General features: G+C 71.7%; 22 protein-coding genes. 19 read left to right on the top strand and 3 right to left on the bottom strand.

Annotated features, from left to right (window positions below; all coding sequences use genetic code 11):
* Positions 1-110 precede the first annotated feature (110 nt).
* From thrS to F1C15_RS01610, 13 genes are all read left to right on the top strand, one after another.
* Complete coding sequence (gene thrS, locus F1C15_RS01550; protein ID WP_056055891.1) at positions 111-2,072, top strand: threonine--tRNA ligase; 1,962 nt, start codon at positions 111-113, stop codon at positions 2,070-2,072.
* A 2-nt stretch (positions 2,073-2,074) separates the two neighbouring features.
* A complete protein-coding gene (locus tag F1C15_RS01555; protein WP_185232598.1) occupies positions 2,075-2,701 on the top strand; it encodes an HIT domain-containing protein in 627 nt (208 codons plus the stop codon).
* 25 nt (positions 2,702-2,726) lie between these two features.
* Complete coding sequence (pdxS, locus tag F1C15_RS01560) at positions 2,727-3,665, top strand: pyridoxal 5'-phosphate synthase lyase subunit PdxS (RefSeq protein WP_056054631.1); 939 nt, start codon at positions 2,727-2,729, stop codon at positions 3,663-3,665.
* A complete protein-coding gene (pdxT, locus tag F1C15_RS01565) occupies positions 3,655-4,278 on the top strand; it encodes a pyridoxal 5'-phosphate synthase glutaminase subunit PdxT (protein ID WP_185232600.1) in 624 nt (207 codons plus the stop codon). Before pdxS ends, pdxT begins: the two co-directional genes overlap by 11 nt.
* A 61-nt stretch (positions 4,279-4,339) precedes the next feature.
* A complete protein-coding gene (locus tag F1C15_RS01570) occupies positions 4,340-5,107 on the top strand; it encodes a YebC/PmpR family DNA-binding transcriptional regulator (RefSeq protein ID WP_185232602.1) in 768 nt (255 codons plus the stop codon).
* A 13-nt stretch (positions 5,108-5,120) separates the two neighbouring features.
* Positions 5,121-5,726, top strand: coding sequence for a crossover junction endodeoxyribonuclease RuvC (gene ruvC / locus F1C15_RS01575; protein WP_200931984.1), 606 nt, complete (start codon positions 5,121-5,123; stop codon positions 5,724-5,726).
* Positions 5,723-6,337: a Holliday junction branch migration protein RuvA gene (gene ruvA, locus F1C15_RS01580; RefSeq protein ID WP_056054645.1), complete on the top strand. Its 615-nt coding sequence runs from the start codon at positions 5,723-5,725 to the stop codon at positions 6,335-6,337. Before ruvC ends, ruvA begins: the two co-directional genes overlap by 4 nt.
* Positions 6,334-7,359 (top strand): Holliday junction branch migration DNA helicase RuvB, encoded by a 1,026-nt coding sequence (gene ruvB / locus F1C15_RS01585; RefSeq protein ID WP_056054648.1) that lies wholly within the window; start codon positions 6,334-6,336, stop codon positions 7,357-7,359. Before ruvA ends, ruvB begins: the two co-directional genes overlap by 4 nt.
* 80 nt (positions 7,360-7,439) lie before the next feature.
* On the top strand, positions 7,440-7,862 hold the full coding sequence (yajC, locus tag F1C15_RS01590) for a preprotein translocase subunit YajC (RefSeq protein WP_185232604.1): 423 nt from the start codon (positions 7,440-7,442) through the stop codon (positions 7,860-7,862).
* Between the two features lie 93 nt (positions 7,863-7,955).
* Entirely contained in the window at positions 7,956-9,716 is a 1,761-nt protein-coding gene (gene secD, locus F1C15_RS01595; RefSeq protein WP_185232606.1) for a protein translocase subunit SecD, read from the top strand.
* Positions 9,716-10,726, top strand: a complete 1,011-nt coding sequence (gene secF, locus F1C15_RS01600) for a protein translocase subunit SecF (RefSeq protein WP_185232608.1) — start codon at positions 9,716-9,718, stop codon at positions 10,724-10,726. Before secD ends, secF begins: the two co-directional genes overlap by 1 nt.
* Positions 10,723-11,079 carry a rhodanese-like domain-containing protein gene (locus tag F1C15_RS01605; protein WP_185232610.1) on the top strand — a complete coding sequence of 119 codons (357 nt, stop codon included), beginning with the start codon at positions 10,723-10,725 and terminating at the stop codon, positions 11,077-11,079. The genes secF and F1C15_RS01605 overlap by 4 nt, the downstream gene beginning before the upstream one ends.
* 96 nt (positions 11,080-11,175) lie before the next feature.
* Positions 11,176-13,458, top strand: a complete 2,283-nt coding sequence (locus tag F1C15_RS01610; protein ID WP_370543611.1) for a bifunctional (p)ppGpp synthetase/guanosine-3',5'-bis(diphosphate) 3'-pyrophosphohydrolase — start codon at positions 11,176-11,178, stop codon at positions 13,456-13,458.
* Positions 13,459-13,486: 28 nt separating this feature from the next.
* Here F1C15_RS01610 and F1C15_RS01615 read toward each other — a convergent pair whose 3' ends face one another.
* From F1C15_RS01615 to F1C15_RS01625, 3 genes are all read right to left on the bottom strand, one after another.
* Complete coding sequence (locus F1C15_RS01615; protein WP_185232612.1) at positions 13,487-14,041, bottom strand: hypothetical protein; 555 nt, start codon at positions 14,039-14,041, stop codon at positions 13,487-13,489.
* A 103-nt stretch (positions 14,042-14,144) separates the two neighbouring features.
* Positions 14,145-15,383, bottom strand: coding sequence for a DUF349 domain-containing protein (locus F1C15_RS01620; protein ID WP_197981074.1), 1,239 nt, complete (start codon positions 15,381-15,383; stop codon positions 14,145-14,147).
* Positions 15,384-15,467: 84 nt separating this feature from the next.
* Positions 15,468-16,247 (bottom strand): peptidylprolyl isomerase, encoded by a 780-nt coding sequence (locus tag F1C15_RS01625; RefSeq protein ID WP_185232616.1) that lies wholly within the window; start codon positions 16,245-16,247, stop codon positions 15,468-15,470.
* Positions 16,248-16,379: 132 nt separating this feature from the next.
* On the opposite strand from F1C15_RS01625, the gene F1C15_RS01630 reads away from it, so the two are divergent.
* From F1C15_RS01630 to mltG, 6 genes are all read left to right on the top strand, one after another.
* Complete coding sequence (locus F1C15_RS01630) at positions 16,380-17,792, top strand: replication-associated recombination protein A (RefSeq protein WP_082514460.1); 1,413 nt, start codon at positions 16,380-16,382, stop codon at positions 17,790-17,792.
* A 232-nt stretch (positions 17,793-18,024) separates the two neighbouring features.
* Entirely contained in the window at positions 18,025-18,654 is a 630-nt protein-coding gene (gene rpsD, locus F1C15_RS01635; RefSeq protein ID WP_082514352.1) for a 30S ribosomal protein S4, read from the top strand.
* Positions 18,655-18,844: 190 nt separating this feature from the next.
* Positions 18,845-19,045, top strand: a complete 201-nt coding sequence (locus F1C15_RS01640) for a hypothetical protein (RefSeq protein WP_056054671.1) — start codon at positions 18,845-18,847, stop codon at positions 19,043-19,045.
* A gap of 65 nt (positions 19,046-19,110) precedes the next feature.
* Entirely contained in the window at positions 19,111-21,783 is a 2,673-nt protein-coding gene (alaS, locus tag F1C15_RS01645; protein ID WP_056054673.1) for an alanine--tRNA ligase, read from the top strand.
* Between the two features lie 2 nt (positions 21,784-21,785).
* Positions 21,786-22,295, top strand: coding sequence for a Holliday junction resolvase RuvX (gene ruvX, locus F1C15_RS01650; RefSeq protein WP_056054677.1), 510 nt, complete (start codon positions 21,786-21,788; stop codon positions 22,293-22,295).
* A 2-nt stretch (positions 22,296-22,297) separates the two neighbouring features.
* The gene (gene mltG / locus F1C15_RS01655) at positions 22,298-23,569 is read left to right on the top strand and encodes an endolytic transglycosylase MltG (protein ID WP_255465405.1); all 1,272 of its coding nucleotides are present in this window, start codon (positions 22,298-22,300) and stop codon (positions 23,567-23,569) included.
* Positions 23,570-23,616 lie beyond the last annotated feature (47 nt).

Below are 23,616 nucleotides of genomic sequence, written 5' to 3' on the forward strand. Positions count from 1 at the left end.
GCCGCCGTCCCCCGAACGTCAAGGAGCACACGACCGTGTCTGACCAGCCTGCCCCCGACGCCAGCGTCACCCCCGACAGCGGCGCCACCGCCCGCCCGGAGACGGTCGAGGTGACGCAGACGACGACCGGCCTCGAGCTGTTCACCGACAAGGCCGTCGTGGCGATCCGCGTGGCGGGCGAGCTCCGCGACCTCGCGTCCGAGGTGCACGCCGGCGACGTCGTCGAGCCGGTCCTGATCGACTCGCCCGACGGGCTCTCGATCCTGCGGCACTCGGCGGCCCACGTCATGGCCCAGGCGGTGCAGGCGATCAACCCCGAGGCCAAGCTCGGCATCGGGCCGCCCGTCACCGACGGCTTCTACTACGACTTCGACGTCGCCGAGCCGTTCACGCCCGACGACCTCAAGGCGATCGAGAAGGGCATGGAGCGGATCATCCGCCAGGGCCAGCGCTTTCGCCGTCGCGTCGTGACCGAGGCGGAGGCCCGGGAGCTCCTGGCCGACGAGCCCTACAAGCTCGAGCTCGTGGGGCTGAAGGGCGGCACCGACGGCGTCGGCGACGACGGCGAGTCCGTCGAGGTCGGAGGGGCGGAGCTCACCGTCTACGACAACGTCGACCCGAAGACCGGCGACGTGGTCTGGTACGACCTCTGCCGCGGTCCGCACCTGCCGAGCACGCGACTCCTCGGCAACGCCACGAAGCTGATGCGCGTGGCCGCCGCCTACTGGCGCGGCTCGGAGAAGAACCCCCAGCTGCAGCGCATCTACGGGACGGCCTGGCCCACGAAGGACGAGCTGCGGGCCTACCAGGCCCGCCTCGAGGAGGCCGCGAAGCGCGACCACCGCAAGCTCGGCGTCGAGCTCGACCTGTTCTCGTTCCCGGACGAGATCGGCTCCGGGCTCGCGATCTTCCACCCGAAGGGCGGCATCATCCGTCGCGAGATGGAGGACTACTCGCGCCGGCGGCACGAGGCGGCCGGCTACGACTTCGTCTACACGCCGCACATCACCAAGGCCAGCCTGTTCGAGACCTCCGGCCACCTCGGCTGGTACAAGGACGGCATGTTCCCGGCGATGAAGCTCGACGAGGCACGCAACGACGAGGGCGAGGTCACGCGCCAGGGCGCCGACTACTACCTCAAGCCCATGAACTGCCCGATGCACATCCTCGCGTACCGGTCGCAGCCTCGCTCCTACCGCGACCTGCCGCTCCGGCTCTTCGAGTTCGGCACGGTCTACCGCAACGAGAAGTCCGGCGTCATCCACGGCCTCACGCGCGTCCGCGGCATGACCCAGGACGACGCCCACATCTTCACGACCCGCGAGAAGATGAAGGAAGAGCTGACCGGCACGCTCGCCTTCGTGCTGTCGCTGCTCCGCGACTACGGCCTCACCGACTTCTACCTCGAGCTCAGCACGAAGGACCCGGAGAAGTACGTCGGCGACGACGACATCTGGGAGACCGCGACGTCGACCCTGCGCGAGGTCGCGGAGGAGTCCGGCCTCGAGCTGGTGCCCGACCCGGGCGGGGCCGCGTTCTACGGCCCGAAGATCTCCGTCCAGGCCCGCGACGCCATCGGCCGCACCTGGCAGATGTCGACGGTGCAGCTGGACTTCAACCTGCCCGAGCGGTTCGAGCTGGAGTACGCGGCCGCCGACGGCACGCGCCAGCGCCCGGTCATGATCCACCGGGCCCTCTTCGGCACCATCGAGCGGTTCTTCGGCGTGCTCACGGAGCACTACGCCGGGGCCTTCCCGGTCTGGCTCTCGCCCGTGCAGGTCGTCGCGATCCCAGTGGCCGACGAGTACGGCGACTACCTCGACGGCGTCGTTGCGCAGCTGAAGGAGAAGGGCGTACGCGCCCAGGTCGACCACGGCGACGACAGGTTCCCGAAGAAGATCCGCACGCACACGAAGTCCAAGGTGCCGTTCCAGCTCATCGCCGGCGAGGAGGACCGCGCCGCGGGGGCCGTCAGCTTCCGCTACCGCGACGGCTCCCAGGAGAACGGCGTGCCCGTCGCCGACGCCGTCGCGAAGATCCTCGAGGCCATCGAGACGAAGGCCCAGGTCTGAGGGTGACGGCGAGCACGCCCGCCGGCTCCGGGGGAGAGGGCGCGACGCCCGCCCCCGGGGAGTCGGCGGGCGACTTCGCGGGCGTGCCCGACGCCTTCCAGCGACTCTGGACTCCGCACCGCGCCGTGTACGTCGCCGGCGGGCAGGGCGCGCACGACGACGACTCGTGCCCGTTCTGCCGTGCGCCGTCGCAGGCCGACGAGGAGGCGCTGGTCGTCGCCCGCGGCCGCCACGCCTACGTCCTCCTGAACCTGTTCCCGTACAACCCGGGTCACCTGCTGGTCTGCCCGTACCGGCACGTCTCCACCTACGACCTCGCGACTCCCGAGGAGGTCGCGGAGATCGGGGCGCTGACGCAGACGGCCATGCGCGTGCTCACCGAGGTGTCCCACGCGCAGGGGTTCAACCTGGGCATGAACCAGGGAGCCGTGGGCGGCGCGGGGATCGCGGCGCACCTCCACCAGCACGTCGTGCCGCGCTACGCGGGCGACTCGAACTTCTTCCCCATCGTGGCGGGCACGAAGGCGATCACGCAGCTGCTCGGCGACGTCCGCACCGCGGTCGCCGAGGCGTGGCCGCACGACGAGGCCACTTCGGCACCGGCGGCGTCACCGGGGCCCGCAGCCTGACGAGTGCGCCTAAACTAGGCGCATCATGAGCGACAGCACCCCGACCTCCGTCCCCACCTCCGCCTCCTCGTCGACCGCCGCCGGCACGACCGGCTCCGACCGGGTCAAGCGCGGCCTCGCAGAGATGCTGAAGGGCGGCGTGATCATGGACGTCGTCGACGTCGAGCAGGCGAAGATCGCGGAGGAGGCCGGCGCCGTCGCCGTCATGGCCCTGGAGCGCGTGCCCGCCGACATCCGCTCGCAGGGCGGCGTCGCCCGCATGAGCGACCCCGACATGATCGACGAGATCATCGCCGCCGTCTCCATCCCCGTCATGGCCAAGGCCCGCATCGGCCACTTCGTCGAGGCGCAGGTCCTGCAGACCCTCGGCGTCGACTACATCGACGAGTCCGAGGTCCTGAGCCCGGCCGACTACGTCAACCACATCGACAAGTGGAACTTCACCGTCCCCTTCGTCTGCGGCGCGACGAACCTCGGCGAGGCCCTCCGCCGCATCACCGAGGGCGCGGCCATGATCCGCTCGAAGGGCGAGGCCGGCACGGGCGACGTCTCCGAGGCGACCAAGCACATCCGCACCATCTCGAAGGAGATCGCGCAGCTCAAGGGCCTCGCGAAGGACGAGCTCTACGTCGCCGCGAAGGAGCTCCAGGCTCCGTACGAGCTCGTCGCCGAGATCGCCGCGACGGGCAAGCTGCCCGTCGTCCTCTTCACTGCCGGCGGCGTCGCGACCCCGGCCGACGCCGCGCTCATGATGCAGCTCGGCGCCGACGGCGTCTTCGTCGGCTCCGGCATCTTCAAGTCCGGCAACCCGCGTGAGCGGGCGGCCGCCATCGTCAAGGCGACCACGTTCTTCGACGACCCGCAGGTCGTGGCCGACGCGTCCCGTGGCCTGGGCGAGGCCATGGTCGGCATCAACGTGCCCGACCTGCCGGCGCCCCACCGCCTCGCCGAGCGTGGCTGGTAGCCCCTCGACGGAGGCGCGGGCCCCCCGGGTGGGGGTCCTCGCCCTCCAGGGCGACTTCCGCGAGCACCTCGCGGTGCTCACGGCCCTCGGTGCCGAAGCCGTGCCCGTCCGTCGCCCCGACGAGCTGGCCTCGGTCTCCGGCCTCGTCATCCCCGGCGGGGAGTCCACCGTGATGGACAAGCTCTCCCGGACCTTCGGCATGGCCGAGCCCCTCCGTGCCGCGGTGGACGGCGGCCTGCCCGTCTACGGCACCTGTGCGGGCCTCATCATGCTGGCCGACCACGTCGTCGACGGCACCCCCGGGCAGCGCACCATCGGGGGGCTCGACGTCTCCGTCCGCCGCAACGCGTTCGGCGGCCAGACCGACTCCTTCGAGACCGACCTCGACGTGCCCGTGATCGGCGGCCCTCCCGTGCACGCGGTCTTCATCCGCGCCCCCGTCGTCGACAGGGTCGGGTCGCTGGCCACCGCGGTGGGCGTGCTCGACGACGGCCGCGTGGTCGCGGTCGAGCAGGGCTCCCTGCTCGGCACCGCGTTCCACCCCGAGGTCACGGCCGACTACCGGTTCCACGCCCGGTTCCTCGACAAGGCCCGCGCCTTCGCCTCCCGCTGACCTCTCCGGCGGCGACGGCCGGTACACTGATCCGGATCATCTGCCGTAGGTAAGGAGCACCGTGTCCGGGCATTCCAAGTGGGCCACGACCAAGCACAAGAAGGCCGTCATCGACAGCCGTCGCGCGAAGTCGTTCGCCAAGCTCATCAAGAACATCGAGGTCGCCGCCAAGCAGGGCGGTGCCGACATGTCGGGCAACCCGACCCTGGTCGACGCGGTGCAGAAGGCCAAGAAGACCTCGGTGCCGAACGACAACATCGACCGCGCGATCAAGCGCGGCGCCGGCCTCAGCGGCGAGGTCGTCGACTACCAGACCATCATGTACGAGGGCTACGGCCCGAACGGCGTCGCCCTGTTGATCGAGTGCCTCACCGACAACAAGAACCGGGCCGCCGCCAACGTCCGCACGGTCATGTCGCGCAACGGCGGCACCATGGCCGACCCCGGCAGCGTGGCGTACAACTTCAGCCGCAAGGGCGTCATCGCGGTCATGAAGACCGACGAGCTGACGGAGGACGACGTCCTCGCCGCCGTCCTCGACGCAGGCGCCGAGGAGGTCACCGACCGCGGTGAGGGCTTCGAGATCGTGACGGAGCCGTCCGACCTCGTCCCCACCCGCACCGCGCTCCAGGACGCCGGCATCGACTACGACTCCGCCGACGTGGAGTTCGTGCCCGGCCTCAAGATCGAGGTCGACCTCGAGACGGCCCGCAAGGTGTTCCGGCTCGTCGACGCGCTCGACGACGACGACGACGTCCAGAACGTCTACGCCAACTTCGACGTTCCCGCCGACGTGCAGGCCGCGCTCGACGACGACGACGAAGACTGACGAGGCCGTGCCGCTGCGGGTGCTCGGCATCGACCCCGGCCTGACGCGCTGCGGCGTCGGCGTGGTCGAGGTCGACGCCCAGCGGCGCGCCACCCTCGTCGCCGTGACGGTCGTCCGGTCGGGCGTCGACGAGCCTCTCGAGCAGCGGCTCATGACGATCGGCCGGGGCATCGAGGCCCTCGTCGACGAGCACCGGCCCGACGCGATGGCGATCGAGCGCGTCTTCGCGCAGGACAACCTGCGCACCGTCATGGGCACCGCGCAGGTCAGCGGGCTCGCGCTGCGTGCCGCCGCCGAGCGGTCGATCCCCGTGGCGCTGCACACCCCCTCCGAGGTGAAGGCCGCCGTCACCGGCTACGGGTCCGCCGACAAGGCCCAGGTCGCCGCCATGGTGGCCCGGCTGCTCGGCCTCGCCGAGCCGCCCCGTCCGGCGGACGCCGCCGACGCCCTCGCCATCGCGATCTGCCACGCCTGGCGTCGCGACGGTCGCACGACCACCGTGCCGTCCGGCTCGTCCTCGGCGTCGGGCGGCACCGGAACGGCCGCCGGGCTGACGCCCGCCCAGCGGGCGTGGCGCGACGCGGAGAAGCGCCAGCGGGCTCCTAGGCTGGGGGCATGATCTCGTCCGTCCGGGGAACCGTGCTGTCCGCCTCCGGGACGACCGTCGTCGTCGAGGTCGGGGGAGTGGGCCTCCGCGTCGGCGTCACGGCCCAGCTGGCCCTGACCCTCCGGCCCGGCGAGACGGCGATGCTCCACACTGCCCTCGTCGTCCGGGAAGACGACCTCTCCCTCTTCGGCTTCGCCGACCGCGAGGAGCTCGAGGTCTTCGACCTGCTCCGCAGCGTGACGGGCGTCGGCCCGAAGAGCGCCCAGGGAGTGCTCGGGCACCTCAGCCCGTCGCAGGTCGCCCACGCCGTCGCCGACGACGACGACGCGGCGTTCCGTCGCGTCTCGGGCATCGGCCCGAAGACGGCGAAGCTGATCGTCCTGTCGCTGGCCGGCAAGCTCGACGTCGCGGCGTCCGCGCCCAGCGTCACCGCCGCCTCCAGCACGGCCGCCGACGTCCTCGTCGCGCTCGTCGGCCTCGGCTGGTCGGAGCGCGAGGCCCAGGCGGCGATCGACTCCGTCGTGGCCGCCCGGGGCGACGACGTCGCCGCGGCCGTGCCGCAGCTGCTCCGGGCGGCGCTCGGCCACCTCGGGCCGCAGAAGTCGCTCGGCGCCCGCTCGTGACCGACGCCGACCTGACCCGGCCCACCGTCGAGTCGGAGGCGGAGCTCGCCTTCGAGGGCGCGCTCCGTCCGACCTCGCTCGGCGAGTTCGTCGGGCAGGCGAAGGTCCGTGGGCAGCTGGAGCTGCTCCTCAAGGCCGCCGCGATGCAGGGGCGGTCGCCCGACCACATCCTGCTGGCCGGTCCGCCCGGGCTGGGCAAGACGACCCTGGCGATGATCGTGGCCCACGAGAGCGGCCGCCCCCTGCGCATGTCGTCCGGGCCGGCCATCCAGCACGCCGGCGACCTCGCCGCCGTGCTCTCGGCCCTGGTGCCGGGCGAGGTCCTCTTCATCGACGAGATCCACCGCATGGCGCGCTCCGCGGAGGAGATGCTCTACCTCGCCATGGAGGACTACCGGATCGACATCATGGTCGGCAAGGGCGCGGGGGCCACGAGCATCCCCCTCGAGCTCTCGCCCTTCACCCTGGTGGGGGCGACGACCCGCAGCGGGATGCTGCCGAACCCGCTCCGCGACCGCTTCGGCTTCACGGCCCACCTCGAGTTCTACGACGAGGCGGAGCTCGCCGAGGTGCTGCGACGCGCCGCCTCGCTCCTCGGCATCGCCGTCGACGGAGAGGCCCTGGCCGAGATCGCGGGCCGGTGCCGCGGCACGCCGCGCATCGCTAACCGCCTGCTGCGCCGGGTGCGCGACTACGCCCTCGTCCACGGCCGTGACGCCGACCTCGCGACGGTGCGCGCGGCGCTGGAGCTCTACGACGTCGACGACCTGGGGCTCGACCGCCTCGACCGGGAGGTCGTGAAGACCATCCTCACCCGGTTCGACGGGGGGCCCGTCGGGCTCGGCACCCTCGCGGTCTCCGTGGGGGAGGAGGCCGACACCATCGAGTCGGTCGTCGAGCCCTTCCTCGTCCGGGTGGGCCTCCTGGTCCGGACCCCGCGCGGGCGGGTGGCCACCGCGACGGCGTGGCGGCACTTCGGCCTGTCGCGCGGCTCAGGGGCGCTGTTCGGCGATGAACTATGATCTCCGGAGGTCGGTGAGGCCAGGGGCCCCCGCAGCACCGCCGCCGACGACAACCTCCTAGCTCCGAAAGGCAGTTCCTCATGGACGCCACATCGCTCATCATGGTCCTCCTCCTGGTGGTCCTCGTCTTCTTCATGTTCCGCAACAAGAAGAAGCGCGACCGCCAGCAGGCCGAGCTGCAGACAGCGCTCGTCCCCGGGGTCGAGGTCATGCTGACCTTCGGCGTCTACGGCACCATCGTCTCGATCGACGACGAGACCACCACGGCCGAGGTCGAGGTCGCCCCGGGCACCGTCCTGAAGGTGCACCGCCAGACCCTCGGCCGGGTCGTGACGCCCCCGGTCGCCGCCGACGACGAGACCGTCGTCGACGAGGCCGACGACGTCGACGGCCGTCCCGCCGCCGCACCGGTCGACCTGACCAAGCCCGCCTTCGGCGAGCGTGCCCCGGGCGACCGGGTCGACACCTCGGCCTCCGACGACGAGAACCCCCGCACCGTCTAGACCGCCGTCGCGGGGCCACGACGTGGCCTCGCTCGACCACCGGCGCGCGCTCCTCACCAGGGCGCGCGCTCCCATGAGAAAGCAGACTCCTCCGTGGCACGCTCGACGCCGGTCAAGAAGGCCCTTCGTTCCCTGACCTGGTTGTTGGTCATCATCGCGGGGCTGACCGCCCTCAACGGCACCGCCACCCTGCTGAACGGCAAGGCCGACTGGGCCGCCGGAGCCAGCTGGGTGCCCGAGCTCGCGCTCGACCTGCAGGGCGGCACGCAGATCACCCTCGCGGCACAGCTCGCGAGCGGCGAGTCCGTCTCGAGCCAGCAGCTCGACCAGGCCGTGACGATCATCCGCCAGCGCATCGACTCGGCCGGGGTCTCCGAGTCGGAGATCACCCGCCAGGGCTCGCAGAACATCGTCGTCTCCATCCCCGGCCGGCCCGACAACGCGACCCTCGAGCGCATCGAGGCCTCGGCGCGCCTGACCTTCCGCCCCGTCCTGTACACGGAGGCCGTGAGCACGGCCGCCGTCGGGGGCGACGACACCGACGGCGCGTCGGCGAGCCCGTCCGCCACGCCCTACACGCCGAACCCCGAGCTCAACTCGACCCCCACCGCCTCGCCGACCAACGCCTCCGACCTGGCGTGGATCACCGAGCAGCTGGCCGACGAGTACACGAACTACCAGTGCGCCGCCGACAACGACCTCGCCACCGCGCCGGACGACGAGCCGCTCGTCACCTGCTCGACCGACGGCACGTCGAAGTTCATCCTCGGCCCGGTCGAGGTGCAGGGCAGCGACATCAGCGACGCCACCAACGGCCTCGCCACCGACTCGCAGGGCAACTCGACGAACACCTGGGCCGTGAACCTCGAGTTCAACGGCCAGGGCTCGCGCGAGTTCAGCGACGTCACCTCCCGCCTCGTGACCCTGCAGGCGCCGCAGAACCAGTTCGCGGTCACGCTCGACAACCAGGTGATCACCGCCCCGTCCGCCAACGCCGCGATCACCGACGGCAAGGCGCAGATCACCGGCTCGTTCACGCAGGACACCTCGAAGACCCTCGCCGACCAGCTCAAGTTCGGCGCGCTGCCGATCAGCTTCACGGTGCAGAGCAACGAGAACATCACGGCGACGCTCGGCCAGACCCAGCTCGTCAGCGGCCTCATCGCCGGCCTGATCGGCCTCATCCTCGTCGTCATCTACTCGCTCGTGCAGTACCGGGCGCTGGCCTTCGTCACGATCCTGTCGCTGGTGATCGCGGCGACCCTGACCTACCTCGTCATCGCGATCCTCTCGTGGCGGGAGGGCTACCGGCTCTCGCTCGCCGGCGTGACGGGGTTGATCGTGGCCATCGGCATCACCGCCGACTCGTTCATCGTGTACTTCGAGCGCATCCGCGACGAGCTCCGTGACGGGCGCATCCTCGAGTCCGCCGTCGAGTCGGGCTGGCGTCGGGCCATCCGGACGATCATCGCGTCGGACACGGTCAACTTCCTCGCCGCCATCACGCTCTTCATCCTCGCGGTGGGCAACGTGAAGGGCTTCGCGCTCACGCTCGGCATCACGACGGTCATCGACCTGATCGTCGTGGCACTGTTCACGCACCCGATGCTCCAGCTGATCGCCCGCACGCGCTTCTTCGGCGAGGGCAACCCCCTCAGCGGGCTCGACCCCAAGGCCCTCGGCGCGGTCTACCGCGGCCGGGCACAGTTCCGCACCCCGGCACCCGTCGGGGCTCGCAAGGGCGCCGGTGGCCGCGAGGCCGCCAAGCGCCAGACCATCGCGGAGCGCAAGGCCGCCGAGAAGAACGGCGACCGTGTCGACGACACGACGCGCACTGACGGGAAGGACTCCTGATGGCCAGTTTCTCGAAGTTCGGGAACGACCTCTACACGGGGGCTCGCTCCTACGACATCGTCGGACGACGCCGTACCTGGTACATCGTCGCCGTCGTCGTCCTCATCCTGTCGGCCACGGTGCCCTTCCTCCGCGGCGGCTTCCACTTCGGCATCGAGTTCACCGGCGGGTCCGAGTTCCAGGTGGCCCAGCCCGCCTCCCTCGACCAGGACGTCGCGACCGAGACCGTCGAGGCGGCGGCGCCCGGCTCGACCCCCCGCGTGACGCAGGTCGGCTCCGACACCATCCGCGTGCAGACCTCGCAGCTGGAGCCGGCGCAGACGAACGACGTCGCCGACGCCCTGGCCGAGGCCTACGACGTCCCCGCCGACCGGGTCACGTCGTCGTTCATCGGGGCCTCGTGGGGCGCCGACATCACGGGCCAGGCCATCAAGGGCCTCGTGATCTTCCTCATCCTCGCCGCGATCGGCATGACGCTCTACTTCCGGACGTGGAAGATGTCGCTGGCCGCCATGGCGGCCCTGCTGCACGACCTCGTCCTGACGGCCGGCATCTACGGCATCGTCGGCTTCGAGGTCACCCCCGCGGCCGTCATCGGCTTCCTCACCATCCTGGGCTACTCGCTCTACGACACGGTGGTGGTCTTCGACAAGATCCGCGAGAACACCACGGAGGACGGCGAGAGCTCGAGGCGGACCTTCGCGCAGTCGGTCAACCTCGCCGTCAACCAGACGCTCGTGCGGTCGATCAACACGTCCGTGGTGGCCCTGCTGCCCGTCGCGGCGATCCTGTTCATCGGCGCGTTCGTCCTCGGGGCCGGCACGCTGCGCGACATCTCGCTCGCCCTGTTCATCGGCATCCTCGTGGGCACCTACTCGACGATCTTCATCGCGTCGCCGCTCTACGCGACGCTGCGGATGCGCGAACCGGCCCTGGCCGACCGCGACGCGAAGAAGTCGGCGGCCTCCGCCCCCGTCACCGCCGACGAGCGCGCCGAGGTCGGCTCGTGACCGCCGCGGCCGGCTCGTCCGACTTCCCCGACGTCACCGCCTCGGAGGCCGTCGCCCTCGTCGCCGACGGCGGCTATCTGCTCGACGTCCGCGAGCGCTCCGAGTGGGACGCCGGCCACGCGCCGCAGGCCGTGCTCGTGCCGCTCTCCGAGCTGGGGGAGCGCCTCGACGAGGTGCCGACCGACCGTGACGTGCTCGTCGTCTGCCACTCGGGGATGCGCTCGATGCGTGCCTCGGCGGCGTTGCGTCGGTCAGGTCGCCGCGCCGTCAACGTCGAGGGCGGCATGCTCGCCTGGCGCGACGCCGACGGCGAACTGACCCGCGACGGCGGGGGCCCGGCGTCGGTCGACTGACCGCGAGAGGGTAGCGTTGTCGGAGCGGGCCACCGCCACGGCCACCACCCACCCGACGGGGCCGAGGAGGCCCCAGGACGAGAGCGAGGCGCGGTCGTGACCGAGATCACCACGAGGAACGACGCGCCGCCCGAGCCTCAGGGCACGGCGTCGCTCCGCACCCTGCTGCCCCGGCTGTTCTCCCGCAGCCAGCCGGCCGGCGCCGTCGACCGCCTGGTCAAGACCGTCCGCATGCACCACCCGAAGGCCGACCTCGTGGTCATCGAGAGGGCCTACAGCGTCGCCGAGCGCGCCCACCAGGGGCAGCTGCGGAAGAGCGGCGAGCCGTACATCACGCACCCCGTGGCCGTCGCCCAGATCCTCGCCGACCTCGGCATCGGCTCCAAGACGGTCGCCGCCGCCCTCCTGCACGACACCGTGGAGGACACCGACTACACGCTCGACATGCTGCAGCGTGACTTCGGCGACGAGATCGCGATGCTGGTCGACGGCGTCACCAAGCTCGACAAGCTGAAGTACGGCGACAGCGCCCAGGCCGAGACGGTCCGCAAGATGGTGGTCGCGATGTCGAAGGACATCCGCGTGCTCGTCATCAAGCTGGCCGACCGCCTCCACAACGCGCGCACCTGGGGCTTCGTCGAGTCCGAGTCGGCGACGAGGAAGGCCACCGAGACCCTCGAGATCTACGCGCCGCTCGCGCACCGGCTGGGCATCCAGGCCATCAAGTGGGAGCTCGAGGACCTCTCCTTCGCCGTGCTCCACCCGAAGCTCTACGTCGAGATCGACAACCTCGTCAAGCAGCGCACCCCGCAGCGTGAGCAGTTCGTGCAGAACGTCATCGACGCGGTGAAGTCAGACCTCAAGTCGACGAAGATCCGGGGCGACGTCGTCGGCAGGCCGAAGCAGTACTACTCGATCTACCAGAAGATGATCGTGCGGGGCCGCGAGTTCGACGAGATCTACGACCTCGTCGGCATCCGGGTGCTGGTGAACTCCCTGCGCGACTGCTACGCCGTGCTGGGGTCCATCCACGCCCGCTGGAACCCCCTGCCGGGTCGCTTCAAGGACTACATCGCGACGCCGAAGTTCAACCTCTACCAGTCGCTGCACACGACGGTGATCGGGCCGAAGGGCCGACCGGTCGAGATCCAGATCCGGACGCACGAGATGCACCAGCGCGCGGAGTTCGGCGTCGCCGCGCACTGGAAGTACAAGCAGCGGATGAACGGCGGGCGTGACGACTCCAGCACGGGCGCGCGCACCGAGACCGACATGGCCTGGCTGGCCCACATCTCCGACTGGCAGGCCGAGACGGCCGACCCCGGCGAGTTCCTCGACAGCCTGCGCTTCGAGATCGGCGCCAAGGAGGTCTACGTCTTCACGCCGCAGGGCAAGGTCATCGGCCTGCCCTCCGGCGCCACGCCCGTCGACTTCGCGTACGCCGTGCACACCGAGGTGGGCCACCGGACGATGGGCGCCAAGGTCAACGGCCGCCTCGTGCCGCTCGAGAGCGTGCTCAACAGCGGTGACGTCGTCGAGGTGTTCACCTCGAAGAACCCGGACTCGGGCCCCAGCCAGGACTGGCTGAGCTTCGTCAAGAGCCCCCGGGCCCGGAACAAGATCCGTCAGTGGTTCACCAAGGAGCGCCGCGACGAGGCGATCGAGCAGGGCAAGGACGCCATCGCGCGGGCGATGCGCAAGCAGAACCTGCCGCTGCAGAAGCTGATGAACCAGGACTCGATCGCCGAGGTCGCCTCGCAGCTTCGACACGACGACGTCTCGAGCCTGTACGCCGCCGTGGGCGAGGGCCACATCTCGACGCAGTCGGTCATCGAGAAGGTGCTCGCCGCGGTGCAGCAGCAGAACGAGGTCGACGAGGGCGAGTTCGAGTTCCCGAGCAAGGCCGTCACGCGTCCGCTCCGCAACAGCGACTCGGGCGTGCTCGTCCGCGGGGCCCCCGACATCCTCGTCAAGCTCGCCAAGTGCTGCACGCCGGTGCCGGGCGACCAGATCGTCGGGTTCGTCACGCGGGGCCAGGGCGTCAGCGTGCACCAGGCCAACTGCCACAACGTGCAGGGACTGATGAAGGAGCCCGAGCGGATGATCGACGTCGAGTGGGCGCCGTCCTCGAAGAGCGTCTTCCTCGTCCAGATCCAGATCGAGGCCCTCGACCGCAGCGGCCTGCTCTCCGACGTGACCCGGGTGCTCTCCGAGCACCACGTCAACATCCTCTCCGCGAGCGTGTCGACGTCCGACGAGCGTCTGGCCCTCAGCCGCTTCGTCTTCGAGATGGGCGACACCACGCACCTCGACCGTGTCCTCAACGCCGTGAGGCGCATCGACGCGGTCTACGACGTCTACCGGGTGAGCGCCGGCTGACGGGCCTGCCCTCCGTCGACCCGGTGCCTCAGCCGAGCACCGGGTCGACGAGGGCTCGCAGGAGCGCCTGCGCCCGGGCGCGACCGACCGCCGACGAGTGGCGCCGCGAGAGCGACAGGACGGTACGCGGCTCCACCTCGTGCTCTGAGAGCACGCGGAGGGCGAGCTGCTCCGACCTTCCGCTGACGTCGTCCAGCCGGAGCAGGTCGAGCACCGTCCGCGCCGGCGACGTCACGAGGGCTCCGCCGAGGTGGACGACCTCGTCGTCGTCGATCCGCACCTCCGACACACGGCTGCCCGACGGGGCCCCGCGGCTCCGGGCCGACGACGACACGAGGCACTGGAGGTCGTGGGGAGGCGCGGCGCAGGCACCCCAGATCCAGGCAGCGGTGCGGCGGGCCGCGATCGTCCTCGACGACGACTCCGACAGGACCGACCGGGCCCGCGCCTCCGCGTCGTCGGGGTCGGCCACGGACGACCAGCGGTCACCGAGCGCGTAGAGCTCCCCGTCGAGCACGGCCGCCCGCAGCTCGGCCTCGGGGAGGTCCCGAGGGCTGAGGAGGCGGGGGAGCGGTCGGCGCACGGGCCCAGCCTGGCGCACCGGGGCCGCGACGACGGACCGCCCGCGCTCTCCTGTGGAGAGGGCGGGCGGTCGTGGTCGATCGGGGCGACGCGTCGCGGGCCGGTCAGGAGCCGAGTGCGTCCAGCCACACCCGGCGGGCGTCGAGGGCCTCGCGGGCCTCCTTGACGCGACGCGCGTCGCCGGACGCCTCGGCTGCCGTCAGCTCCTCTTGGAGCTTCGTGATGGCGTCCTGCAGCTGGCTCGCGAGGCCCTCCGAGCGGGCCTTGCGCTCGGGGTTGTTCTTCTCCCAGAACTGCTCGTCGAGCTCGCGCACGTGCGACTCGACCTTGCGCAGGCGGTCCTCCACCGAGCGGAGCTGCTCGCGGGGCACGCGGCCGATCTCGTCCCAGCGCAGCTGGACGGAGGTGAGCTGCTCGCGGGCCGGCACGCGGTCGGTCACCGTGAGGATCCTCTCGGCCTCGTCGAGCAGGGCCAGCTTGGCCGCGAGGTTGCCCTCGTACTCGACGTCGTCCTGCGCGGCGATCTCGCCCTTGGCGGCGTAGAGGACGTCGCCGGCGCGCTTGAAGCGCGCCCACAGGGCGTCGTCGTACTTCTTGCCGGCGCGGCCCGCGCGCTTCCAGTCGTCGAGCAGGTGGCGGTACTCGGGGATGCCGTCCGCACCGCGGGCCGCCAGGGCGTCCGCGGCCTCGACGAGGGCCTGCTTGCGCTGACGGGCCTCGCGGTGGGTGGAGTCGAGCTCGGCGTAGAACGCCTTGCGGTGCTGGTCGATGGTCGACCGGGCCGCGCGGAAGCGCTTCCAGAGGTCGTTGCCCTCGCCCTTGGGGATTCGCGGTCCGTCCTGCTGGTGCTTCTGCCAGCGGGCGAAGATGTCGTCGACCGAGGCGGTTACCTGCTTCCACTGCACGCGCGCGGGATCCTGCGCGGCGAGCGTCTCGGCCTCGACGACCAGCGACGTGCGGTAGGCGACGGCCTCGGTCAGCGCCTCCTGCGCCTCGGCGCTCTGCTTCTCGGTCATCTCGCCGACGGTCGAGTCGAGGGCGGCCACGCGCGTGCGCAGGGCCTCGATGTCGCCGACGGCGCTCGGCTCGACGAGCTGCTGGTGCAGGGCCTTCACCGTCTTCGCCACGTCGGAGGCGGAGGCGCCGCGCTTCACCCGCTGCTCGAGCAGGGTGACCTGCCCGTTCAGCTCGGTGTACTTGCGCTCGTAGTAGGCGAGGGCCTCGGCGGGCGTCGCGTCGGGGTACTGCCCCACGGCGCGCTCGCCCTCGCCCTCGCGCACGTACACGGTGCCGTCGTCGTCGACTCGGCCCCAGGGTGCCCGATCGTCAGTAGCCACTGTCATCCCTTGCTGGAGGTGCTCGTCGCGGCGCTCAGGACGAGCCCCCGCGATGGGTGCCCAGCCTATTGCACGAGGAGGCGCGGAGGACTACTCCAGGGAGGCGGACGTGATGGTGGTCGGCACCACCGGCGCGCCGTCCGTCTCGCTGGTGCCCGGCGTGAGCCCGGCGTCGGTGATGTTCGCGGTCAGCTGGTCGAGGCCGCTCGTCACCCGGCCCACGACCGTGTACCCGCCGGTCGAGGCGTCGAGGTAGGTGTCGCCGTAGGTGACGAAGAACTGGGTCGACTGCGAGTCGGGGCTCTCGCCCCTGGCCATCGCGATCGTGCCCGCCGGGTACAGGCCGTCGGACGGCACGTTCTCGAGCGGCCCGAAGGTGAAGCCGGCGTCGCCCGTGCCGTCGCCGTTCGCCGAGCCGCACTGGAGGAACTCGGCGGAGTCGGCGTCGCTCATGCGGTGGCAGCTCGTGCCGGTGTAGAAGCCCTTCCGCACCAGGTCGACCAGCACGGAGGTCGCCTGCGGCGCCGCGGCGCCGTCGAGCTCGACGCCCAGCTGCACGTCGTCGTTGAGGTCGAACTGCCCCGTCCAGGTGCGCCCCTCGGCGATCTCGGCGCTCGGGACGTCGCCGGTGCCGGTCGCCTCGGCCGTCGACGAGGCGCTCGGCGAGGGGGTCGACGCCGCCGTGCCGGGGTCGTCCTGGCCCCACACCACCTGCGTGAGCACGGCGAGGCCGACGACTACCACCACGGCCACGACGGCGAGGACGTCGTCGCGGCGGCGCCGGGCGACCTGGGCGGCGTGCACCTGCTGCCGGGCGGTGTACCGCCGCAGCCTGTCGCGGGACTCCCGGTCGTTCTTCGTCGCAGCCACGCGTGTCCTCCGTGCTCGGTCGTCGCTCGGCCCCGTGCGGACGAGCTCGTGCGGTGGGATCGACTGTATCGGGGCGGACGGCGGCGCCGACGACCGCTCCCGTGTCGGGGGCCCGGTCTAGCATGGGTGCCCATGAGCCCGCTCCCGCAGAGCTCGACCCCACTCGCGGTCCGCATGCGCCCCACCAGCCTCGACGAGGTCGCCGGCCAGCGACACCTGCTGCGGCCCGGCTCGCCCCTCGTCACCCTCGCCTCCGACACCACGGGGGAGCAGGGCGCGGTCTCGGTCATCCTCTGGGGCCCGCCCGGCACGGGCAAGACGACCCTCGCGCAGGCCATCGCGCACAGCTCCGGCAGGCAGTTCATCGAGCTGTCCGCCGTCACCGCGGGCGTCAAGGACGTCCGTCAGGTGATGGAGAAGGCGCTGACGAACCGGGACCTGTACGGCACGACGACGGTCCTCTTCCTCGACGAGATCCACCGCTTCACGAAGGCGCAGCAGGACGCCCTGCTGCCCGGGGTCGAGAACGGCTGGGTCATCCTCATCGCCGCGACCACCGAGAACCCCTCGTTCTCGGTCATCACGCCCTTGCTGTCGCGGTCGCTCCTCCTCACGCTCGAGCAGCTGAGCGACGACGACCTCGGCGACCTCGTCCGTCGCGCGGTCCACGACCCCCGGGGCCTCGACGACCGGGTCGTCCTCGACGACGAGGCGCTGTCGACGATCGTCCGGCTCGCGTCCGGCGACGCCCGTCGGGCGCTGACCGCGCTCGAGGCGTCCGCCCACGCCGCGACCGCGACGACGGCCGAGCTCACCGCCGCGGGCGCCGCGACCGAGGAGGTCGACGCCGACGCCGACTACGACCCCGACGCCGAGTACGGCGACGACGGCGACGGGGGCGACGGCCGACCGGTCATCACCGCCGAGACCGTCGCCCAGTCGGTCGACCGCGCCCTGCTCCGCTACGACCGCAACGGCGACGAGCACTACGACGTCATCAGCGCGTTCATCAAGTCCGTCCGTGGCTCCGACGTCGACGCCGCGCTGCACTACCTCGCCCGGATGATCGAGGCGGGGGAGGACCCTCGCTTCATCTGCCGGCGCATCATCGTCTCCGCCTCGGAGGACATCGGGATGGCCGACCCGAACGCGCTGACGGTGGCCGTCTCGGCGGCGACGGCCGTGCAGATGATCGGCATGCCGGAGGGGCGCATCCCGATGGCCGAGGCCGTCGTGTACCTCGCCACGGCGCCGAAGTCGAACCGCTCGTACAGCGCCCTGGACGCCGCCATCGCCGACGTCAGGGCGGGAGGCGCCGGCCCCGTCCCGAAGCACCTCCGAGACGCGCACTACCCCGGGGCCCGCCGCCTCGGGCACGGCAAGGGCTACAAGTACGCGCACGACTCCGAGTTCGGCGTGGTCGAGCAGCAGTACCTCCCCGACGAGATCGTCGACCGCACCTACTACGACCCCACCTCGAACGGCAACGAGCGCGACGTCGCCGCCCGGCTCGAGAAGCTGCGCCGCATCACCCGCGGCCGCTGACGCCCGAGCGCGACTCGCCGCCTCGGTCCTGTCGCGCAGCCGCAGCCGCTCCTGTATGCTCGTGGGGTTGCCTAGAACTCGGGTGTCGATGCGCGGCTGCTGAAGACGTCCCCGAGAGAGGTGCGACGACCTGTAGCCGGTCGCCACCGCGGCACTCACCCCTCTTGTTACGCCTGCCGGCGCTCGCGCGCTGGGCCGGCCCTCCATGATCCACGACAAGAACAGGACGACCGTGTCGACCAAGTCACGTACCCGCAGCAAGACCCGTCTCTCGCGTGCCCTCGGCATCGCGCTGACCCCCAAGGCCGCCCGCTACCTCGAGAAGCGTCCCTACGCTCCCGGCGAGCACGGCCGCACCAAGCGCAAGACCGACAGCGACTACGCCGTCCGTCTCCGTGAGAAGCAGCGCCTGCGTGCCCAGTACGGCATCCGCGAGGCCCAGCTCCGCATCGTCTTCAACGAGGCCCGCAAGGCCTCGGGCCTGACCGGTGAGAACCTGGTCGAGCTGCTCGAGACGCGTCTCGACGCCCTGGTCGTCCGTGCCGGCATCGCCCGCACCACGGCCCAGGCCCGTCAGATGATCGTGCACCGTCACATCCTCGTCGACGGCAAGCTCGTCGACCGCCCCTCCTTCCGTCTGAAGGAGGGCCAGATGATCCACGTCAAGCCCAAGAGCGAGAAGATGGAGATCTTCCAGGTCTCCGCCGCCGGTGGCCACGTCGACCTCCTCCCCAAGGTGCCCGCGTACCTCGAGGTCGAGATCGACAAGCTGCAGGCCCGCCTCGTGCGTCGCCCGAAGCGCGCCGAGGTCCCCGTGACCTGCGAGGTCCAGCTGGTCGTCGAGTACTACGCCGCCCGCTAGCACCTGCTCCACAGCGACTCCGGAGGGAGCGCGCCGCTCACGTGGCGCGCTCCCTTCGTCGTCCCCGGCGGCCCGGGGCCCGCGGCGGCGGGACCGCCCGCCGCAGGCCCCGTGCCCGACCGCCCGACCGTTCGAAGTAAGCTGACGTGTCGACCCGCGCCGTCCCGGCGCAGACCCGTGAGGAGCACCCGTGAAGAGCCTGATCCTGCTGTCCGTCGGCGTCGCCCTCGGGCTCGGCATCGCTCACCTCGCCGTCCGCACGGCCGGGGGGCAGCGCCTCCTCGACGACATCGACGGCAGCGTCACCTCGTTCCGCGCCGCGGTCGTCGACGGCTACAAGACCCGTGAGGCCGAGCTGCGCTCGGCGACCGACCCCACGACCGAGGGCTGACCCGGCCGGGGCCCCGCGCCTCCTCGTCCGCCCCCGCACATCACCGCAGCACCCCTGGGAGAACCATGCAGACCGCAGAGATCCGCCGCCGTTGGCTCGAGTACTTCGGTGAGCGAGGCCACACCGTGGTCCCGTCCGCCTCCCTGGTCAGCGACGACCCGTCGCTGCTCTTCACGGTCGCCGGCATGGTGCCGTTCATCCCTTACCTCACCGGCCTCGTGCCGACGCCCTGGCCCCGGGCTACCAGCGTCCAGAAGTGCATCCGCACCAACGACATCGAGGAGGTCGGCAAGACGCCGCGGCACGGCACCTTCTTCCAGATGAACGGCAACTTCTCGTTCGGCGACTACTTCAAGGACCGCGCGATCGAGTACGCGTGGGGGCTGCTGACCTCGAGCGAGGCCGACGGCGGGCTGGCCTTCTCGCCGGACGACCTCTGGGTGACCGTCTACGAGGAGGACGACGAGGCGATCGAGCTCTGGAAGCGCATCGCGGGGCTGCCCGACGAGCGGATCCAGCGCCTCGGGAAGGACACGAACTACTGGCACACCGGCCAGCCCGGCCCCGCAGGCCCGTGCTCCGAGATCTTCTTCGACCGGGGCCCGGCCTACGGCGTCGACGGCGGCCCCGCCACCGACGACGACCGCTACGTCGAGATCTGGAACCTCGTGTTCATGCAGTACCAGATCGAGAACGTGCGCTCGAAGGTCGACTTCGACATCGTGCGCGAGCTGCCCGCGAAGAACATCGACACCGGCATGGGCCTCGAGCGTGTCGCGTTCCTCAAGCAGGGCGTCGACAACATGTACGAGATCGACCAGGTCCGCCCCGTGCTCGACGCCGCCGCGGAGCTGTCCGGCCGCCGCTACGGGGCCGTGCACGACGACGACGTCCGCATGCGGGTCATCGCCGACCACGTGCGGAGCGCGCTCATGCTGCTCTCCGACGGCGTCCGTCCGTCGAACGAGGGCCGCGGCTACATCCTGCGTCGCCTGCTCCGCCGCGCCGTGCGGTCCATGCGCCTGCTGGGCGTGGAGGGGGCCACCTTCCCGGTGCTCTTCGCCGCTTCGCGGGACGCCATGAAGGCGGCCTACCCCGAGGTCGAGACCGACTACGACCGCATCTCGCAGCTCGCCGTCGGCGAGGAGGAGACCTTCCTCCGCACCCTGTCGGCCGGCACCGACATCCTCGACATCGCCGTGGCCGACACGAAGCGCCGCGACGAGGGCTCCGGCTCCCCGCGACTCGCGGGCGACACGGCCTTCCTCCTCCACGACACCTTCGGCTTCCCGATCGACCTGACGCTCGAGATCGCGGAGGAGAACGGCCTGACGGTCGACCGCGAGGCCTTCGACCGCCTCATGAGCGAGCAGCGGGCCCGCGCCAAGGCCGACGCGAAGTCGCGGAAGACCGCCCTCGCCGACCTCAGCGTCTACAGCGCGTTCCGTGCCCACGGCGAGACCGTGTTCACGGGGTACGACGTGCTCGACACCGAGTCGACCGTCCTCGGCATCATCGTCGACGGTGCCTCCGTCGACCGTGCCGTCGCGGGCGACATCGCCGAGGTGATCCTCGCGGAGACCTCGCTCTACGCGGAGTCCGGCGGGCAGGAGGCCGACGCCGGCAGCATCGTCGGCACGGGCTTCGACCTCGAGGTGCTCGACGTGCAGAAGCCGGTCAAGGGCCTGATCAGCCACCGCGTGCAGGTGCGCTCCGGCGAGGTCGGCGTCGGGGACGCCGCCACGAGCGTCGTCGACCCCGTGTGGCGCCGCGGCGCGACGCAGGCGCACTCGGCGACCCACCTCGTGCACGCGGCGCTCCGCGAGGTGCTCGGGCCGGAGGCGCACCAGGCTGGCTCGTACAACAAGGCCGGCTACCTGCGCCTCGACTTCAACTGGAACCAGGCCCTCAGCCCCGCCACGCGGTCCGAGATCGAGGAGATCGCGAACCGTGCCATCCGCGACGACCTCCAGGTCGTCACCCGCGAGATGCCCCTCGACGAGGCCCGGGCGATGGGCGCCATGGCCCTCTTCGGCGAGAAGTACGGCGAGACCGTGCGGATGGTCGACATCGGGGGCCCGTGGTCGCGGGAGCTCTGCGCCGGCACCCACGTCTCGACGAGCTCGCAGGTCGGGCTCGTGAACCTCGTGAGCGAGACCTCCGTGGGCTCGACCAACCGCCGGGTGGAGTCGCTGGTCGGCCTGGACGCGTTCCGCGAGTTCGCATCGGAGCGCGCGATCGTGGCCCAGCTCACGTCGTCGCTCAAGGCGCCGCGCGAGCAGCTGCCCGAGCGCGTGGGCGACCTGGTGGCGAGCCTCAAGGCCGCCGAGAAGCGGATCGCGGAGTTCGAGTCCGCCCAGCTCGCGACCCGGGTGCCCTCGCTCGCGGCGACGGCCGCTCCGGTCGGCGAGCTGACCGTCGTGGCCGAGGACGTCGGCGCGCTGCGCACCACCGACGAGCTGCGGTCGCTCGTGACGTCCGTGCGCGAGCGTCTCGGCTCCTCGTCCTCGTCCGTCGTCGCCCTGGCGGCCGACGTGCAGGGGAAGCCCGCCGTCATCGTCGCCACGACCGACGGGGCTCGTCGGGCCGGCGTGAAGGCGGGCGCCCTGGCTCGCGCGGCCGCGGGCGTGCTCGGCGGCGGGGGAGGCGGCAAGGACGACCTCGCGCAGGGCGGCGGCTCCGACGTGGCCGCCGTGCCGGCGGCGCTGGCCGGCATCGTCGCGGCCCTCCGGGGCTGAGGGTGCGTCGCGGGGTGCGGCTCGGCGTCGACGTGGGCCGTGCCCGCATCGGCGTCGCCCGCACCGACCCGGACGGCATGATCGCGACCCCGGTCGAGACCGTGCCGCGGGCGGCGGACGGCACCGCCGACGTCGACGCCATCCTCGCCCACGCCGCCGAGGCGTCGGCCTTCGAGATCATCGTGGGCCTGCCGTTGTCGCTGTCGGGCGGGGACACCCCGTCCACCACCGACGCGCGCGACTTCGCCGCCCTCCTCGCGGGCCGCAGCGGCGTCCCGGTCCGTCTCGTCGACGAGCGGTTGTCCACCGTCAGCGCACAGGGAGCACTGCGGGCCTCCGGGCGCAAGGGCCGTCGACAACGATCCGTCATCGATCAGGTCGCCGCTGTTATCATCGTCCAGCACGCGCTCGACCTCGAGCGGTCGAGCGGTCGCCCGCCCGGTCACCTCGTGGGCGCACCCGGCCCCGACGACGGCGCCGGGGCCCTCCCCGCACCCGACGAAGGACGATGACCGTGGCCGACGATCCCCAGTGGGACGACCTCTTCGCGTCGCCCCCGCAGTCCGACCCTCCCCGCGGCGCCGACGGCAGCCGCGCCTCCGCCGGTGCCCTCCGAGCCGGGGTCGCCACCGCCGAGCCCGCCGAGGAGGTGCCGGCCGCCTCCCGTCGTGAGCAGCGCGACCGGGAGCGCTCGCCCCGGGGTCGTGAGAAGCGCCCTCGCGGCAGCAGGAAGGGCGGCATCGTGCTGCTCGTGGTCCTGCTCGTCGTCGTGGGCGGCGGCGCCGCGGGCGTCGCCGCGGCGTGGGGCGCCGTGTCGCCCCTGATCGAGAAGCTCCAGGGCGAGCCCGCCCCCGAGGACTTCTCCGGCACCGGCAACGGCACGGAGGTGCAGTTCGCCGTGACCAGCGGGGAGAACGGCTCCGACATCGCGACGAACCTCAACGACGCCGGCGTCACGAAGAGCTACCAGGCCGCCTACTCGCTCATGCTCGCCGACCCCACCATCACGTTCCAGCCCGGCAGCTACACGCTGCAGCAGGAGATGAGCGCCGCCTCGGCCCTCGCCGCCCTGCAGGACTCCTCCAACCGGGTCACGGACCGCGTCGTCATCCCCGAGGGGACGGCCGCCGTCGACGTGTACACGCTGCTCGCCGACGCCACGGGCATCCCGCTCGACCAGGTCCAGGCCGCGGCCGCCGACCCCGCGTCGTTCGGCCTCCCCGCCGAGGCGACCAGCCTCGAGGGCTGGCTCTTCCCGGCGACCTACGAGCTCGACCCCGGCCTCGACGCGCGGGGCTACCTGCAGCAGATGGTCGACACGATGAAGGAGCGCCTCGCGGCCGCCGGCGTGCAGCCCGCCGACCAGCAGCGCATAGTCGTCTTCGCCTCGCTCATCCAGCGCGAGGCGGGCCTCGCGGCCGACTACCCGAAGGTGGCCCGGGTCTTCCAGAACCGCCTCGACCAGGGGATGCTGCTGCAGTCCGACGCGACCGTCGCCTACGGCACCGGCAACACGCACCGCGTGACGACGACGGACGCGGAGCGCGGCGACGCCGACAACCCCTACAACACGTACCAGCACGAGGGCCTCCCCGTCGGCCCCATCTCCAACCCGGGCGACCTCGCGATCGACGCGGCCGTCGCCCCGGCCGACGGCTCCTGGCTCTACTTCGTCACGACGAACCTCGACACCGGCGAGACGGCGTTCTCGACGACGTTCGCCGAGCACGAGGAGGCCGTCGCCGTCTGGCAGGCCTGGATGCGCGAGCACCCCGAGTACCAGTAGGCCCACGGCCGCGCCGTGCCCGCCGCCCGTCCTCCCCGCCCGGGGCG

Origin of the sequence: Frigoribacterium sp. NBH87, from assembly GCF_014217665.1 — a bacterium.
GTDB classification, from domain to species: domain Bacteria; phylum Actinomycetota; class Actinomycetes; order Actinomycetales; family Microbacteriaceae; genus Frigoribacterium; species Frigoribacterium endophyticum.

Bases quoted from the DNA above. Each gene is read 5' to 3' on its own strand.
- secF (WP_185232608.1), top strand. From the start codon at position 9,716: ATGGCCAGTTTCTCGAAGTTCGGGAACGACCTCTACACGGGGGCTCGC.
- alaS (WP_056054673.1), top strand. From the start codon at position 19,111: ATGCAGACCGCAGAGATCCGCCGCCGTTGGCTCGAGTACTTCGGTGAG.
- F1C15_RS01620 (WP_197981074.1), bottom strand. From the start codon at position 15,383: ATGACAGTGGCTACTGACGATCGGGCACCCTGGGGCCGAGTCGACGAC.
- ruvA (WP_056054645.1), top strand. From the start codon at position 5,723: ATGATCTCGTCCGTCCGGGGAACCGTGCTGTCCGCCTCCGGGACGACC.
- F1C15_RS01630 (WP_082514460.1), top strand. From the start codon at position 16,380: ATGAGCCCGCTCCCGCAGAGCTCGACCCCACTCGCGGTCCGCATGCGC.
- yajC (WP_185232604.1), top strand. From the start codon at position 7,440: ATGGACGCCACATCGCTCATCATGGTCCTCCTCCTGGTGGTCCTCGTC.
- pdxS (WP_056054631.1), top strand. From the start codon at position 2,727: ATGAGCGACAGCACCCCGACCTCCGTCCCCACCTCCGCCTCCTCGTCG.